The organism is Williamsia herbipolensis, assembly GCF_000964005.1.
In the GTDB taxonomy this organism is placed as follows: domain Bacteria; phylum Actinomycetota; class Actinomycetes; order Mycobacteriales; family Mycobacteriaceae; genus Williamsia_A; species Williamsia_A herbipolensis.
Genome location: NZ_JXYP01000026.1, coordinates 21512 through 36337, shown reverse-complemented (window position 1 = coordinate 36337; position 14826 = coordinate 21512). Strand labels below are relative to the sequence as shown.

Genomic DNA, 14826 nt, shown 5'->3' with positions numbered 1-14826 from the left:
GCACGGTTGTGTCGCGAACCCGAGCGCGAACCCTTCGCGGCCCTCATCGGCCGTGGTCAGGCGTGCGAACGGTGGCAACGGACCGCGTGCGTCGGGTCGGAATCCGGCGTACACACCCACCAGGTCTGAGGAGATCAAACAGTGATCCAGCAGGAGTCACGCCTGCGGGTCGCCGACAACACCGGTGCCAAGGAAATCTTGTGCATCCGTGTGCTCGGAGGCTCGTCTCGCCGGTACGCCGGCATCGGCGACGTCATCGTCGCCACCGTCAAGGACGCGATCCCCGGCGGCAACGTCAAGCGCGGCGAGGTCGTCAAGGCCGTCATCGTCCGCACCACCAAGGAGCGCCGTCGCGCGGATGGTTCCTACATCCGCTTCGACGAGAACGCCGCCGTCATTCTCAAGAACGAAAGCGATCCGCGTGGAACCCGCATCTTCGGCCCCGTGGGCCGCGAGCTGCGCGACAAGCGCTTCATGAAGATCGTCTCGCTGGCCCCGGAGGTGCTCTGACATGAAGGTTCACAAGGGCGACACCGTGATCGTCATCTCGGGCAAGGACAAGGGCGCGAAGGGCAAGGTCATCGAGTCCTACCCCACGCGCAGCAAGGTCCTCGTCGAGGGCGTCAACCGCATCAAGAAGCACACCTCCGCAGCGCAGTCCGAGCGCGGCGCCTCGTCCGGTGGCATCGTCGTGACCGAGGCCCCCATCCACGTCTCGAACGTGATGGTCGTCGACGCCGACGGGACCCCGACACGCATCGGCTACCGCACGGACGACGAGACCGGCAAGCGCGTGCGCATTTCCCGCAAGAACGGGAAGGACATCTGACATGACCACCACCGAGAACAAGGTGCAGCCCCGTCTCAAGGCGCGCTACCGCGCCGAGATCAAGGACGCGCTGAACGACGAGTTCAAGTACGACAACGTCATGCAGATCCCCGGCGTGGTCAAGGTCGTGGTGAACATGGGTGTCGGCGACGCCGCCCGTGACGCCAAGCTGATCAACGGCGCGGTCAAGGACCTCGAGCTGATAACCGGTCAGAAGCCGGAGATCCGCAAGGCCCGCAAGTCGATCGCACAGTTCAAGCTGCGCGAGGGCATGCCCATCGGCGCGCGCGTCACGCTGCGTGGCGACCGCATGTGGGAGTTCCTCGACCGGCTCGTGTCGATCGCGCTTCCCCGTATCCGCGACTTCCGTGGCCTGTCGGACCGTCAGTTCGACGGCAACGGCAACTACACGTTCGGTCTCAACGAGCAGTCGATGTTCCACGAGATCAACATCGACAACATCGACCGGCCCCGCGGTATGGACATCACGGTGGTCACCACGGCAACCCTCGACGACGAAGGCCGCGCGCTGCTCCGTCACCTCGGGTTCCCGTTCAAAGACAACAGCGTGAAGGACAACTGACATGGCAAAGAAGGCTCTGGTCAACAAGGCCAACGCGAAGCCGAAGTTCAAGGTCCGCGGCTACACCCGGTGCAACCGCTGCGGCCGCCCGCACTCGGTGTACCGCAAGTTCGGCCTGTGCCGAATCTGCCTGCGCGAGATGGCGCACGCCGGCGAGCTGCCCGGTGTGCAGAAGTCGAGCTGGTGACACCGCACCACCGGTAGACACGCACCACTGATCGACCGACGAAGGCCCGAGTCCACGAGGACTCGGGCCTTTGTCGTCGGTGCCTCGCGGTAATCGTCCGGAATCAGGGGCGTCGTGGACACGACGGCCGCACCCTGCCTCGAATCGGACGATCTCGGTGGATCCGATTGTTGACGCGCCCCGTCGTACTGTCATGGACCACGGGGTGTTCACGACGGCTGAGCTGCTGGCGGTGGGCGCATCGGAGAACCGGCTTCGTCGTGCGGTGGCCGATGGTGATCTCTTCCGCCTCCGTTCGGGCTGGTACGCCCGCCCCGACGCGGATCCGAGCGTGGTGGAGGCGGTGTCGTCGGGCGGAGTGCTCGGATGCGTGTCGGCGCTCGCGTTTCAGGGGGTGTGGACGGCGCCCGGATATCCCGCACTCCATGTTCGTCGGAGCAAGGCGCTCCAGGACGGGGTGCGGCCCGGCTGCAAGGGCGTCGGATCACCGCGACCGACAGTCACCGCGGTCGACCCGGTCTCGATCGCCGTGGGCTGCGCCGTGCGATGCATGAGCGCCGAGGACTGGATCGCGGCCTGCGACTCGGTCTTGCACCTGCGTCTCGCAGATCGCGCCGACATCGTTGCCGAACTCGGACCGCAGGGCCGCGGGTTGCTGGACCGTTGTGAGGCCCGTGCGGAATCGGGAACCGAGTCGTTGGTCTGGGTCCGATTGCGGGCGATGGGGTTCTCGGTGATCGTGCAGCCTCGGATCGAGGGCGTCGGGCGCGTCGACCTGCGGGTGGGCAAGCTGCTCATCGAGTGCGACAGCAAGGCGCACCACACCAGCATGGCCAATTACCGCAATGATCGGCGCCGCGACCGGTGTGCCCTGGTGCGAGGGTGGCTGAAGATGCGGTTGACGTACGAGGACGTCGTCTACGAGTGGGACGACACCGTCGGCGACATCCTCGCCATCACACGCCCCCGCCGTCATCGCATCCGGTGACCGGGATCGTCCGACGGGCGGGCCGTCGTGTCCATGACGACCACGACGGCCCGCATCGCCGACACTCTCCGCGGCGATACGCTGCGTCAGCGCTTTTTCTTGCGCCGCTGCGCGCGGTTGGGGCCGGTCGCCCTCGAGATGACGCGTGAGCCGACGTCACGCGCGAATCCCTCGACCCCCTTCAGGTACTGGTCGGCCGGCCGCAGCGAATACCGCTGCTCCCAGGGATAGAACCCGTGATCGTCGGGCCACACCACCTGCAGCACAGGACTGTTCGGGAAGAGCGCACGGTGCACGCGGAGATCGGTGGTGTCGACGGCCTCGACGAGTGTCGCCGCGAGGTCGACGCTCTCGGTGTAGATCTCGGTCTTCTCGGCCACCAGGCGCTTCCACGACCGCACGTCGAGTTCTTCGGTGACATCGCAGAGCACCTCGACGGCGTCCTCGGCGCCGAGGCCGTACACCGCGAGTTCCGGCTCGCCGATGAGCGACCGGCCACTGGTGTACGCATACGGACACGCGGCGGCGCGAGCGTCCGGATCCTTCGCGTGCGTTGCACACAGACCTTCGACCACGGTGACCGCCAGGCCGAAGTTCCGGATGCGGCTGATCGTGTCGCGCACCACGGGATCGTCGTGCCAGCGGGGCATTCCGGGCACGGTCGGTTGCGAGTCGGTCATGTCGGTCTCCTTCATTCGGGGAGCTCGAGCGGACCATCGGCCACCGACGAATCGAACCGTCCGGCAGCCGGTTCGGATCGGGTTGTCCACAGATCGGCTGTTGTCGGCATCCAGCGCGGAGATCGTCCGAACGGTGCGACGCCGTGGTTGTGTTGCCCACAACGGCCCGCTGCTCGGACGATCTCCGTAGGTTCAGGCCATGGCCAAGCTGATCTACGCGGTGTGGGGCAGCGGACTCGGTGGGCTCCTGACCGATACCGAAACCCGCGCGGCGCTGCGGGCGGCGGGTGCGACGCGGCTGCAGATCAACATCGGGGGCACGCCGGAACTCGACGGCGCGATGACGCTGTCGACCCTCACGCCGCCGATCGACGCCGTGGTGAGCGTGTGGTCCGACTCCGACCCGACGCCGGTGGCCGACGTTCTCGCCGGCCGCACCGACCGCGTCGTCGGGTGGGAGGTCGTGGAACGTCGGCCGATCGAACCGCCGCCGACACCCGACGGGGAACCGGCCGACGCGATGGCGAACGTCGCCTTCCTGCGACGACCGGCGTCGGTCGACCGCGACGAGTGGCTCCGCCGCTGGCTCGACGACCACACGCCGGTCGCGATCGCCACCCAGGCCACCTCCGGCTACATCCAGAACATCGTGGTGCGATCGATCACCGCCGACACCGAACAGGTCGACGCCGTCGTGGAGGAACTGTTCCCCCTCGCCGCGGCCCGCGACCTCCACGCGTTCTACGGCAGCGGGGGAGACGACGCCGAGCTCACCCGCCGGATGACCGCGATGCTCGACAGCGTCGTCCGGATCGGCGCCCACGAGAACATCGACGTCGTGCCGACCCGGCGTACCGTGTTCTAGTCCTGACGTGCGATTTGGCGTGGTCGGCGCCGATCCCTACACTAGAACGGTTGCCCGGACTCGGGCGCGCTCTCGCGTGCCCGCCACCGTCCGAGGTGACCACACAATTTTCGAAGGTCACAGCTCGAAAGTGCCGGTGGTGCTCACGCACCACCGGGGTACCACCCCTCACCGGCGATCGCCGGTGAGGACATGCACAACACGCTTCGTAGCAGGCCCACGACGTGACGTGAGAGGCCGCCGGGCGCCCCGAGGGCGACGACGGAACCGACACGCGCGTGCTGCATGGGAACCGCCACGAGAAAGGTTGACGGTCACTCATGACCATGACTGATCCGATCGCAGACTTCTTGACACGTCTGCGTAACGCCAACTCGGCGTTCCATGACGAGGTGACCCTGCCGTCGTCGAAGATCAAGGTGAACATCGCCGAGATCCTCAAGCGCGAGGGCTACATCACCGAGTTCCGTACCGAGGACGCGGCGGTGGGCAAGAGCCTCGTCGTCACCCTCAAGTACGGCCCCAGCCGTGAGCGGAGCATCGCCGGCCTGCGCCGCGTCTCCAAGCCCGGACTGCGGGTCTACGCAAAGTCCACCAACATGCCGAAGGTGCTCGGCGGCCTCGGCGTGGCCATCATCTCCACGTCCTCGGGCCTGCTGACCGATCGCCAGGCAGCCAACCAGGGCGTCGGCGGCGAAGTCCTCGCCTACGTCTGGTAAGGGGCCAACACAATGTCGCGTATTGGAAAGAACCCGGTCGCCATCCCGGCCGGAGTCGACGTGAAGATCGATGGGCAGGCCGTCTCGGTCAAGGGCCCCAAGGGTGAGCTCTCGCTGACCGTGGCCGAGCCCATCTCGATCGCCAACGAGGACGGCACCATCGTGGTGACCCGCCCCAACGACGAGCGCCGCAACCGCTCGCTGCATGGCCTGAGCCGCACCCTGGTGGCGAACCTGGTCACCGGTGTGACCCAGGGCTACACCACGAAGATGGAGATCTTCGGTGTCGGCTACCGCGTGCAGCTGAAGGGCAAGGACCTCGAGTTCGCCCTCGGTTACAGCCATCCGGTGCCGATCGAGGCCCCCGAGGGCATCACCTTCGCGGTGGAGTCCCCGACCAAGTTCTCGGTCTCGGGCATCGACAAGCAGCAGGTCGGGCAGATCTCGGCCAACATTCGCCGCCTGCGGCGTCCGGACCCCTACAAGGGCAAGGGCATCCGCTACGAGGGTGAGCAGATCCGCCGCAAGGTCGGAAAGACGGGTAAGTGACATGACTGAAACCAGCACCACCACCAAGCGCGTGCCGGTCGGCAAAGATGTGTCGACCCGCCGCCGTCGGTCCACGAGCCGTCGCCACTTCCGGCTGCGCAAGAAGATCAGCGGCACCCCGCAGCGACCGCGTCTCGTGGTCAAGCGGTCGTCGCGGCACATCCACGTCCAGCTGATCGACGACCTGGCCGGCAACACCCTTGCCGCCGCGTCGACGATCGAGGCCGACGTGCGCAGTGCCGGTGGCGACAAGTCGGCGCAGAGCCGCAAGGTCGGCGAGCTGATCGCCGCCCGCGCCAAGGCCGCAGGTGTCGAGACGGTCGTCTTCGACCGTGGCGGGCACGACTACCACGGACGGATCGCGGCACTCGCCGACGCCGCCCGCGAGGGAGGCCTGCAGTTCTGATGACCACCACACACACCAGCACTCACAGTGCACACGGAAGGACCATCTGATGCCGGGACGTCAACGGCGTGACGGCGGAACCGGACCCGCCACCAGCACCGATCCGAACGCACCCGCGACCGCGGGCGCAGCCGACAACCGAGGCGGCGGCGACCGTCGCGGTGGCGGCGGCGACCGTCGTGGCGGTGGCCGCGACGGCCAGCGCGGCGGACGCGAGCAGGACAAGAACCGGCTCGAGCGCGTCGTCGCCATCAACCGCGTCTCCAAGGTCGTGAAGGGTGGACGTCGGTTCTCCTTCACCGCCCTCGTGGTCGTCGGTGACGGCCAGGGCATGGTCGGCGTCGGCTACGGCAAGGCCAAAGAGGTCCCGGCCGCCATCCAGAAGGGCGTCGAAGAGGCTCAGAAGAACTTCTTCCGCGTCCCGCTGATCGGCTCCACCGTCACCCACCCGGTCCAGGGTGAGGCGGCTGCCGGTGTCGTCATGCTGCGTCCGGCCTCGCCCGGTACCGGTGTGATCGCCGGCGGCGCGGTGCGTGCCGTGCTCGAGTGCGCGGGCGTCCACGACGTCCTCGCCAAGAGCCTCGGCAGTGACAACGCCATCAACGTCGTCCACGCCACCGTGGCCGCACTGAAGATGCTGCAGCGTCCCGAAGAGGTCGCGGCCCGCCGCGGCCTGCCCATCGAAGACGTCGCACCCGCGGGCATGCTGCGGGCGCGCGCCGGACAGGGAGTGTGACCGACATGGCAGAGCTGAAGATCACCCAGATCAAGGGCACGGTCGGAACCAAGAGCAACCAGCGTGACAGCCTGCGGACCCTCGGACTGAGGAAGATCCGTCAGACCGTCACCCGCGAGGACACCCCGGCCAACCGCGGCCTCATCAACGTGGTGCGCCACCTCGTGACAGTCGAAGAGGTTTAGTGATGACCATCAAGCTCCACCACCTTCGCCCCGCTCCGGGTGCGAAGACCGAGAAGACACGCGTCGGTCGCGGTGAGGGATCCAAGGGTAAGACCGCCGGTCGCGGCACCAAGGGCACCAAAGCGCGCAAGAACGTCCCGGCCGCCTTCGAGGGCGGGCAGATGCCGATCCACATGCGGCTGCCCAAGCTCAAGGGCTTCACCAACCGCAACCGCGTCGAGTACCAGGTCGTGAACCTCGGTGACATTGCGCGGCTGTTCCCCGAGGGGGGCACCATCGGCGTCGACGACCTCGTCGCCAAGGGTGCGGTCCGCAAGAACGAGTTGGTCAAGGTCCTCGGCGACGGCGACCTGTCGGTTGCCGTGCAGGTCACCGCCAACAAGTTCTCCTCCTCGGCAACCGAGAAGATCAGCGCAGCAGGTGGCAGCACCACGGTGCTGTGACACCGAGGTCTCCCGTGGTGTCCGACGTTCAGACGGGCACCACGGGGACCACTGTTAGAGTTCAAGAGTTGTCCGGTCACCGCCCGACACCCGACTCGTTCGGGGCCGGAACGGAGACCACCGTGATCACCGCCGATCGTCCTCGCGCCCCGCGCAAGGAGTTCGGCCGACCATAACGACTGATCACCCCTGTGCGACTGCGTCGACCACGGTTTCCCGTGGCTCCGGCGTGATGCCGCAGGCAGGCGCGTGCTCGTTCGGCAGGAGGAATTAGTGCGTTCCGCCTTTGTCTCGGCCATCCGGACACAGGACCTGAGACGGAAGATCCTCTTCGTCATCGGGATCATCATCCTGTACCGCCTGGGCGCGACCATCCCTTCACCCGGTGTCGACTACCGCCAGGTGCGTTCCTGCCTCGACGAGGTCTCGCGCGGCGATTCGGCCGGCATCTACTCGCTGATCAACATGTTCTCCGGCGGCGCTCTCCTGCAGCTGTCGGTGTTCGCGATCGGCATCATGCCGTACATCACCGCCAGCATCATCGTGCAGCTCCTCACCGTGGTGATCCCCCGGTTCGAGCAGTTGCGCAAGGAAGGCCAGTCCGGCCAGGCCAAGATGACGCAGTACACCCGCTACCTCACGGTGGCGCTGGCGCTGCTGCAGTCGACCGGCATCGTGGCCCTGGCCGATCGTGGCGATCTGCTCCGTGACTGTTCCACCGGCAGCGAGATCCTGCGCGACAAGTCGATCTTCGGCCTCATCATCATCGTGCTCGTCATGACCGCGGGCGCCTGTGTCGTCATGTGGTTCGGCGAGCTGATCACCGAGCGCGGCATCGGCAACGGCATGTCGCTGATGATTTTCGCCGGCATCGCCGCACGCATCCCCGCCGAGGGCAAGCAGATCCTCGACACCCGTGGCGGCCTCGTGTTCGCGCTGGTGCTCGTCGCGGCCCTGGCCATCATCGCGGGCGTGGTGTTCATCGAACAGGGTCAACGCCGAATACCCGTGCAGTACGCCAAACGCATGGTCGGCCGGAAGATGTACGGCGGGTCCTCGACCTATCTGCCGTTGAAGGTGAACCAGGCCGGCGTCATCCCCGTCATCTTCGCGTCGTCGCTGCTGTACCTGCCCAACCTGATCGTGCAGCTCACGCAGAGCAGCACCGGTGAGCAGCCCACGTGGCAGCGGCTGATCCAGACCTACCTGGTCAACCCCAGCAACGGCGTCTACATCGCCGTGTACTTCCTGATGATCATCTTCTTCACGTACTTCTACGTGGCGGTGACGTTCAACCCGCAGGAACGTGCCGACGAGATGAAGAAGTACGGCGGCTTCATCCCGGGCATCCGTCCGGGCCAGCCCACGGCCGACTACCTCGGTTACGTGCTCAGCCGCATCACGCTGCCCGGCTCCATCTACCTGGGCGTGATCGCGGTCCTGCCCAACCTGTTCCTCGAGATCGGCAACAGCGGCGGTGTGCAGAACCTGCCGTTCGGTGGCACCGCGGTGTTGATCATGGTCGGTGTCGGACTCGACACCGTGAAGCAGATCAACAGCCAGCTGATGCAGCGCAAGTACGAAGGGTTCCTGAAGTGAGACTCGTGATCCTGGGCCCTCCCGGCGCCGGCAAGGGAACGCAGGCCGAGATGCTCTCGGAGAGCCTCGGCATCCCGCACATCTCCACCGGTGATCTGTTCCGCGCGAACATCACCGAGGGCACGCCGGTCGGCATCGAGGCCAAGAAATACCTCGACGCCGGCAACCTGGTGCCGTCGGAGATCACTGTCGACATGGTGCGTGCCCGGGTCGCCGAGCCCGACGCCACGGGTGGCTTCATCCTCGACGGGTTTCCCCGCTCGACCGAGCAGGCCGACGCCCTCGGTCAGATCCTCGACGACGCGGGCTCGAAGCTCGACGCCGTGCTGTCGTTCGAGGTCGACGAGGACGTCGTGGTCGAGCGCATGCTCGCCCGCGGTCGCGCCGACGACACCGAGGACGTCATCCGCAACCGCATGCAGGTCTACCTCAAGGAGACCTCGCCGCTGCTCGACTACTACGGCGAGCAGGTCACCGTCATCGACGCGATCGGTGACGTGGGCGAGGTCCACCAGCGTGTGCTGCGCGCGCTCAACCCCTGAGTCACGACGCCATGGGTCTGCGCAAACAGAAGGTCGTACCGTTCAAGTCCGCCGGTGAGCTCGACGCCATGGAGGCGGCCGGCCGGATCGTCGGACAGGCGCTCGTCGCGGTCCGTGAGGCCGCGAAGGTGGGCGTCAGCACACTCGAGCTCGACGAGATCGCCGAGACCGTCATCCGCGAGGCGAACGCGGTCCCGTCATTCAAGGGCTATCACGGGTTCCCCGGCTCGATCTGCAGCTCGGTGAACGACGTCGTCGTGCACGGCATCCCCTCGAAGGACATCGTGCTCGCCGAGGGCGATCTGGTGTCGATCGACTGCGGCGCGATCCTCGACGGCTGGCACGGCGATTCGGCGTGGACGTTCGGCGTCGGCGACCTCAGTGAGGCCGACGCGGCGCTCAGCGAGGCGACGCGTACGTCGATGCTCGCCGGTGTCGCCGCGATGATCCCGGGCAACAAGCTCACCGACGTCTCCCACGCGATCGAGGTCGCCACGCGCGAGGCCGAGAAGACCCACGGCCGCCCGTTCGGCATCGTCGCCGGCTACGGCGGACACGGCATCGGCACGCAGATGCACATGGAGCCGTTCCTCGCCAACGAGGGCAAGCCCAACCGCGGCCCCGGGCTCGTGGTCGGCAGCACGCTGGCCATCGAACCGATGCTGACCCTCGGCACCGTCGAGACCTCGGTCCTCGACGACGACTGGACCATCGTCACCGACGACGGCTCGCGTGCCGCCCACTGGGAGCACACCGTCGCGGTCACCGAGAACGGCCCGCGCATCCTCACCCCGCGGCCCGACCCCACTTCGTAGATCCAGCTTCGCGCGCTCAGGCCCGTAGCCACCGTGCCCCGACGAAGTGGCGGTTGCGTCCGGTGCCGGCCAGTGTCCACTCCGATCGCACCGGCAACACCGGGCGCCCGGAGCCGAGCGTGCAGGGTGCGAAGTGCACCCACATCTCGTCGATGAGACCCGCCGCGACGTATTGCGCGGCGAGGTCGCCGCCGCCGACCACCCACACGTTGTTCTCCCCAGCGGCCTCGAGTAGACGGGGATGCAGGTCGGTGACCGCGCCGGAGAACGCCTGCACGCCATCGTGATCGCGGCGGACGATCTCGGGTCGGTGCGTCACGACCCACGCTGGCATCTCATACGGCCATGCGCCGTCCTCGTGCTCGACCACCCACTCATACGTCGTCGCACCCATCACGATCGCGCCGACGCCGGCGATGAACGGCGTGTAGCCGCCGAACCCGTCGGTGTCGATGTCGCGCGAGGTCAGCCAGTCGAGGCTGCCGTCGTCGTCGACGATGAAGCCGTCCAGGCTCGATGCGGTGTAGTAGATCGTCGACACACGGGACCTCACATCTCGATCTGGATGGTCACCGGTCCGTCGTTGACGCTGTGCACGCGCATGTGGGCACCGAACCGGCCGGTGGCCACCGTAGCGCCGAGATCGGACAAAGCGGTCGCGAATCGGTCGACGACGGGCTCGGCCACCGCGCCCGGGGCCGCGGCGTTCCACGATGGTCGACGCCCCTTCGTCACGTTCGCGTACAGGGTGAACTGACTGATCACGAGTATCGGGGCGTCGAGGTCGGCCGCCGACCGTTCGCCGTCGAGGATGCGCAGCCGCCAGACCTTGTCGGCCAGCGCGTTCGCGGTGTCGTCGGTGTCGTCGTGGGTGACGCCCACCAGTACCACCAGTCCCTGGGCGCCGCCCTCGAGGTCGAGCCGTCCGACGATCTGATCGTCGACCTCGACGTGTGCCGCCGTCACCCGTGTCACCACTGCGCGCATGGGAACCGACGCTAGCCCGTGTCGACATCTCCGATCGCGTCAAGATCGCGCGGCCCCGCGTCAGGATCCCGTTCAGATCCTGGCGCCCGCCCGGGGCCGGGGGTGATGGTGAGACCGTGACCACCGCGCAGCGCATCCGTCCGACCTGCACCTCCGACATCGCGCTGTCGGCGCGCGGGGTGGTGGTCGTCCCCGTCGACGACGTCGCGGCGCCGTGCCACGAGGCCATCGTGCGCGCACGGTGCTTCGGTCGGATGGTCCGTGCGGTGCACGTGTGTCCCGCCGGTGCCGATCATCAGGAGCTGCGCCGGTGCTGGCAGACCGCGCACCCGCTGGTCGACCTGGTGATCATCGACGCGCGACCCCACGAGCGGGCCGCGACCCTCATCGCCGACTGGGTGCACGTGATGAGTTCGGTCGACGATCTGCTGGTGGTCCTCGCCGACGGGACCGAGGCCGGCGACGCCCACGCGTTGTCGACCGATCTGGCCACCGCACTCGACGCCGCACTGGTCACGTCGCCGAAGGTGCTCGTCGCCCACCTGCACGTCGGTTGACCCGACGCCGGCGACGGAAGCAAACGACCCGACCCGGGGTTGAGTGATGACATGACCACAGCGACCGGCAGACACGCGTTCGGCACCCATGGCATCTGGGCCCCCTTCTCCGGGGTCACCGGCGATCAGGCCGGGCGCATCGAGCAACTCGGCTACGGCACCATCTGGCTGGGCGGGTCGCCGACGTCGCTGACCCCCGCACGGCGCCTGCTCGAGGCGACGTCGGGCATCCGGGTGGCCACCGGCATCACCAACATCTGGAACACCGACCCCGCGGCCATCGCGAGGGAGTTCGCCGACCTCGACAAGGACTTCCCGGGCCGGTTCTACCTGGGTGTGGGTGTCGGCCACCGCGAGGCAACGCAGGAGTACGCCTCGCCGTACGACTCGATGGTCGACTACCTCGAGGTCCTCGACGCGAACGGACTGCCCGTCGAGCGTCGCGTGCTCGCCGCGCTGGGACCGAAGATGCTGCGCCTGGCCGCCGACCGGTCGCTGGGCGCCCACCCGTACCTGACGACCCCCGACCACACGCGGTACGCGCGCGAGCAGATGGGCGACGCCGCGTTCCTCGCACCCGAACAGAAGATCGTGCTCGAGACCGACGCGGTCACCGCCCGCGAGATCGGTCGCCCGCCGGTGGAGAACCCCTACCTGCACCTGCGCAATTACGTGGCCAACCTCAAGCGACTCGGCTACACCGACGCCGACATCGACAACGGCGGGAGCGACGCCCTCATCGACGACCTGGTCGCCCACGGCGACGCCGACGCCGTGCGTGCCAAGGTCGACGCGCATCTCGCGGCCGGCGCCGACCATGTCGCGATCCAGGTGCTCGGTGCCGACGACATCACCGATGTCCTGGAGTTGCTGCCCGCGGGCTGACCTGCGATTTGGAGGGGCGCGCGCAGAGAGCGTAAGGTAGATCGCTGGTGCGCTTCGCGCCGGTACTGCCGTGTCCACAGGTTGTCGACAGTGGACTCGGTTCCGGCGAATCGGCTCGGTGATCAGCAGTCTCGCTCACATCACCGGCCGACGTGCGTACCGACACGGTAAACGAGATGTCGTCGCCTCGTGCGGCGGCAGAGATTGTGGAGGACATGGCCAAGAAAGACGGCGCCATCGAGGTCGAAGGCCGCGTGGTCGAGCCCCTGCCGAATGCGATGTTCCGCATCGAGCTGGAGAACGGTCACAAGGTGCTCGCGCACATCAGCGGCAAGATGCGGCAGCACTACATCCGCATCCTGCCCGAGGACCGCGTGGTCGTGGAGCTCTCGCCCTACGATCTCGCCCGCGGTCGGATCGTTTACCGCTACAAGTAGCGACTTCCCGGGTATCCACCCGGGTGGCACCACCCCCGACGGCTCGCTGCGGCGTGCCCGAGGAACCCCACCACCGAGAGGCACAACGACGTGAAGGTCAACCCGAGCGTCAAGCCGATCTGTGAGAAGTGCAAGGTGATCCGCCGCAACGGCCGGGTCATGGTGATCTGCGACAACCTGCGCCACAAGCAGCGTCAGGGCTGATCTGCACTCGATACGACCACCGCGTCGCATCACAGATCGCTTGAGTACGAACAACTGAATATCGAGCACCACCATGAAACTTCCAGCACCAGCAAGGGCATATGCGCCCTCGCCCACCTCCGGAACGAAGGCCGGAGCCCCGAATTTCGACTCGCGGGGACGGACTGGGAGCAGACCTTCGAAACGAAAAGGAATGCCAGATGGCACGTGTTTCTGGTGTCGATCTCCCGCGCGAGAAGCGCTTGGAGATCGCACTGACCTACATCTACGGGGTGGGTCGTACCACTTCCAAGGAGATCTTGGCCGGCACCGGGCTCAGCCCGGACCTGCGCGCCAAGGACCTGACCGACGCCGATGTCGCGAAGCTTCGCGAGTACATCGAGGCCTCGGTGAAGGTCGAGGGTGACCTGCGTCGCGAGGTGCAGGGCGATATCCGTCGCAAGATCGAGATCGGCTGCTACCAGGGGATCCGGCATCGCCGAGGTCTGCCCGTCCGTGGACAGCGCACCAAGACCAACGCCCGCACCCGTAAGGGACCCAAGAAGACCATCGCCGGGAAGAAGAAGTAATGCCCCCCAAGTCACGTACCGCGGGCCCCAAGAAGGGCACGTCGCGTCGCCGCGAGAAGAAGAACGTCCCGCTCGGGCAGGCGCACATCAAGTCCACGTTCAACAACACGATCGTGTCGATCACCGACCCGGCCGGAAACGTCATCTCATGGGCGTCCTCGGGCCACGTCGGCTTCAAGGGTTCGCGTAAGAGCACCCCGTTCGCCGCGCAGCTCGCTGCCGAGAACGCCGCCCGCAAGGCCCAGGAGAACGGCGTCAAGAAGGTCGACGTCTTCGTGAAGGGCCCGGGTTCGGGCCGAGAGACCGCGATCCGTTCGCTTCAGGCCGCCGGCCTCGAGGTGGGCACGATCTCCGACGTCACCCCCGCCCCCCACAACGGCTGCCGCCCGCCCAAGCGGCGCCGCGTCTAAGCGGGAAAGGTTAAGGAAAAACAATGGCTCGCTATACCGGACCCGCAACCAAGAAGTCGCGCCGTCTGCGCGTCGACCTCATCGGCGGAGACCAGGCATTCGAACGTCGCCCCTACCCGCCGGGCCAGCACGGCCGCGCGCGCATCAAGGAGAGCGAATACCTGATGCAGCTGCAGGAGAAGCAGAAGGCCCGCTTCACCTACGGCGTGATGGAGAAGCAGTTCCGTCGCTACTACGAAGAGGCCAACCGTCGCAACGGCAAGACCGGTGACGAGTTGCTCGCCATCCTCGAGACCCGTCTCGACAACGTCGTGTACCGCGCGGGCCTCGCGCGGACCCGCCGTCAGGCGCGTCAGATGGTCACCCACGGCCACCTCACCGTCAACGGTGTGAAGGTCGACGTGCCCAGCTACCGGGTGTCGCAGTACGACATCGTCGACGTCCGCCCGAAGTCGCTGCAGACCGTGCCGTTCCAGATCGCCCGCGAGATCCAGGGCGATCGGGTGGTGCCGGGCTGGCTGCAGGTCGTCCCGTCGACCCTGCGCATCCTGGTGCACTCGGTTCCGTCGCGTGCGCAGATCGACGTGCCGCTCACCGAGCAGCTCATCGTCGAGTACTACTCGAAGTAACACGAGGTCGGAGACCTCACCG

At 67.0% G+C, this 14826-nt stretch carries 25 protein-coding genes; 22 read left to right on the top strand and 3 right to left on the bottom strand.

Annotated features, from left to right (window positions below; translation table 11 throughout):
• Positions 1–141 precede the first annotated feature (141 nt).
• The 5 genes from rplN (at position 142) to TU34_RS14785 (ending at position 2587) form a co-directional block, all read left to right on the top strand.
• A complete protein-coding gene (rplN, locus tag TU34_RS14805; protein WP_045823676.1) occupies positions 142–510 on the top strand; it encodes a 50S ribosomal protein L14 in 369 nt (122 codons plus the stop codon).
• Between the two features lies 1 nt (position 511).
• Entirely contained in the window at positions 512–829 is a 318-nt protein-coding gene (gene rplX / locus TU34_RS14800) for a 50S ribosomal protein L24 (RefSeq protein WP_045823675.1), read from the top strand.
• Position 830: 1 nt separating this feature from the next.
• Positions 831–1412, top strand: a complete 582-nt coding sequence (gene rplE / locus TU34_RS14795) for a 50S ribosomal protein L5 (protein ID WP_045823674.1) — start codon at positions 831–833, stop codon at positions 1410–1412.
• 1 nt (position 1413) lies between these two features.
• A complete protein-coding gene (locus tag TU34_RS14790) occupies positions 1414–1599 on the top strand; it encodes a type Z 30S ribosomal protein S14 (protein WP_045823673.1) in 186 nt (61 codons plus the stop codon).
• A gap of 205 nt (positions 1600–1804) precedes the next feature.
• Positions 1805–2587 carry a hypothetical protein gene (locus TU34_RS14785; protein WP_338063002.1) on the top strand — a complete coding sequence of 261 codons (783 nt, stop codon included), beginning with the start codon at positions 1805–1807 and terminating at the stop codon, positions 2585–2587.
• 86 nt (positions 2588–2673) lie between these two features.
• On the opposite strand, the gene TU34_RS14780 is transcribed toward TU34_RS14785, so the two are convergent.
• On the bottom strand, positions 2674–3267 hold the full coding sequence (locus tag TU34_RS14780; RefSeq protein ID WP_045823692.1) for a DUF4262 domain-containing protein: 594 nt from the start codon (positions 3265–3267) through the stop codon (positions 2674–2676).
• A 199-nt stretch (positions 3268–3466) separates the two neighbouring features.
• Here TU34_RS14780 and TU34_RS14775 point away from each other — a divergent pair, with 199 nt between their 5' ends.
• From TU34_RS14775 to map, 10 genes are all read left to right on the top strand, one after another.
• Complete coding sequence (locus TU34_RS14775; RefSeq protein ID WP_045823671.1) at positions 3467–4132, top strand: EthD domain-containing protein; 666 nt, start codon at positions 3467–3469, stop codon at positions 4130–4132.
• Between the two features lie 320 nt (positions 4133–4452).
• A complete protein-coding gene (gene rpsH, locus TU34_RS14770) occupies positions 4453–4851 on the top strand; it encodes a 30S ribosomal protein S8 (protein WP_045823670.1) in 399 nt (132 codons plus the stop codon).
• 12 nt (positions 4852–4863) lie between these two features.
• Positions 4864–5400 (top strand): 50S ribosomal protein L6, encoded by a 537-nt coding sequence (gene rplF, locus TU34_RS14765; protein WP_045823669.1) that lies wholly within the window; start codon positions 4864–4866, stop codon positions 5398–5400.
• 1 nt (position 5401) lies between these two features.
• A complete protein-coding gene (gene rplR / locus TU34_RS14760) occupies positions 5402–5806 on the top strand; it encodes a 50S ribosomal protein L18 (protein ID WP_045823668.1) in 405 nt (134 codons plus the stop codon).
• A 49-nt stretch (positions 5807–5855) separates the two neighbouring features.
• Positions 5856–6542 carry a 30S ribosomal protein S5 gene (gene rpsE / locus TU34_RS14755; RefSeq protein ID WP_045823667.1) on the top strand — a complete coding sequence of 229 codons (687 nt, stop codon included), beginning with the start codon at positions 5856–5858 and terminating at the stop codon, positions 6540–6542.
• A gap of 5 nt (positions 6543–6547) precedes the next feature.
• Positions 6548–6727 (top strand): 50S ribosomal protein L30, encoded by a 180-nt coding sequence (gene rpmD, locus TU34_RS14750; RefSeq protein WP_045823666.1) that lies wholly within the window; start codon positions 6548–6550, stop codon positions 6725–6727.
• A gap of 2 nt (positions 6728–6729) precedes the next feature.
• Entirely contained in the window at positions 6730–7170 is a 441-nt protein-coding gene (gene rplO / locus TU34_RS14745) for a 50S ribosomal protein L15 (protein ID WP_045823665.1), read from the top strand.
• Positions 7171–7443: 273 nt separating this feature from the next.
• A complete protein-coding gene (gene secY, locus TU34_RS14740) occupies positions 7444–8769 on the top strand; it encodes a preprotein translocase subunit SecY (protein WP_045823664.1) in 1326 nt (441 codons plus the stop codon).
• Positions 8766–9311 (top strand): adenylate kinase, encoded by a 546-nt coding sequence (locus TU34_RS14735; RefSeq protein WP_045823663.1) that lies wholly within the window; start codon positions 8766–8768, stop codon positions 9309–9311. Before secY ends, TU34_RS14735 begins: the two co-directional genes overlap by 4 nt.
• Positions 9312–9322: 11 nt before the next feature.
• Positions 9323–10126: a type I methionyl aminopeptidase gene (gene map, locus TU34_RS14730; RefSeq protein WP_045823662.1), complete on the top strand. Its 804-nt coding sequence runs from the start codon at positions 9323–9325 to the stop codon at positions 10124–10126.
• A gap of 16 nt (positions 10127–10142) precedes the next feature.
• On the opposite strand, the gene TU34_RS14725 is transcribed toward map, so the two are convergent.
• The gene (locus TU34_RS14725; protein ID WP_045823661.1) at positions 10143–10667 is read right to left on the bottom strand and encodes a dihydrofolate reductase family protein; all 525 of its coding nucleotides are present in this window, start codon (positions 10665–10667) and stop codon (positions 10143–10145) included.
• 8 nt (positions 10668–10675) lie between these two features.
• On the bottom strand, positions 10676–11113 hold the full coding sequence (dtd, locus tag TU34_RS14720; RefSeq protein WP_045823660.1) for a D-aminoacyl-tRNA deacylase: 438 nt from the start codon (positions 11111–11113) through the stop codon (positions 10676–10678).
• A gap of 116 nt (positions 11114–11229) precedes the next feature.
• Between dtd and TU34_RS14715 the strand changes: the two genes are divergently transcribed.
• The 7 genes from TU34_RS14715 to rpsD all read left to right on the top strand — a co-directional run bounded on the left by TU34_RS14715 (position 11230) and on the right by rpsD (position 14804).
• Complete coding sequence (locus tag TU34_RS14715) at positions 11230–11670, top strand: hypothetical protein (RefSeq protein ID WP_150116547.1); 441 nt, start codon at positions 11230–11232, stop codon at positions 11668–11670.
• A gap of 51 nt (positions 11671–11721) precedes the next feature.
• Positions 11722–12555 (top strand): LLM class F420-dependent oxidoreductase, encoded by an 834-nt coding sequence (locus tag TU34_RS14710; protein ID WP_045823658.1) that lies wholly within the window; start codon positions 11722–11724, stop codon positions 12553–12555.
• A gap of 215 nt (positions 12556–12770) precedes the next feature.
• On the top strand, positions 12771–12992 hold the full coding sequence (gene infA, locus TU34_RS14705; protein WP_007616247.1) for a translation initiation factor IF-1: 222 nt from the start codon (positions 12771–12773) through the stop codon (positions 12990–12992).
• Positions 12993–13082: 90 nt separating this feature from the next.
• Positions 13083–13196: a 50S ribosomal protein L36 gene (gene rpmJ / locus TU34_RS14700; protein WP_013127970.1), complete on the top strand. Its 114-nt coding sequence runs from the start codon at positions 13083–13085 to the stop codon at positions 13194–13196.
• A gap of 200 nt (positions 13197–13396) precedes the next feature.
• Entirely contained in the window at positions 13397–13765 is a 369-nt protein-coding gene (rpsM, locus tag TU34_RS14695; protein WP_045823657.1) for a 30S ribosomal protein S13, read from the top strand.
• Positions 13765–14175, top strand: coding sequence for a 30S ribosomal protein S11 (gene rpsK, locus TU34_RS14690; protein WP_045823656.1), 411 nt, complete (start codon positions 13765–13767; stop codon positions 14173–14175). The genes rpsM and rpsK overlap by 1 nt, the downstream gene beginning before the upstream one ends.
• A gap of 23 nt (positions 14176–14198) precedes the next feature.
• Positions 14199–14804, top strand: coding sequence for a 30S ribosomal protein S4 (gene rpsD, locus TU34_RS14685; protein ID WP_045823655.1), 606 nt, complete (start codon positions 14199–14201; stop codon positions 14802–14804).
• Positions 14805–14826: the final 22 nt, after the last annotated feature.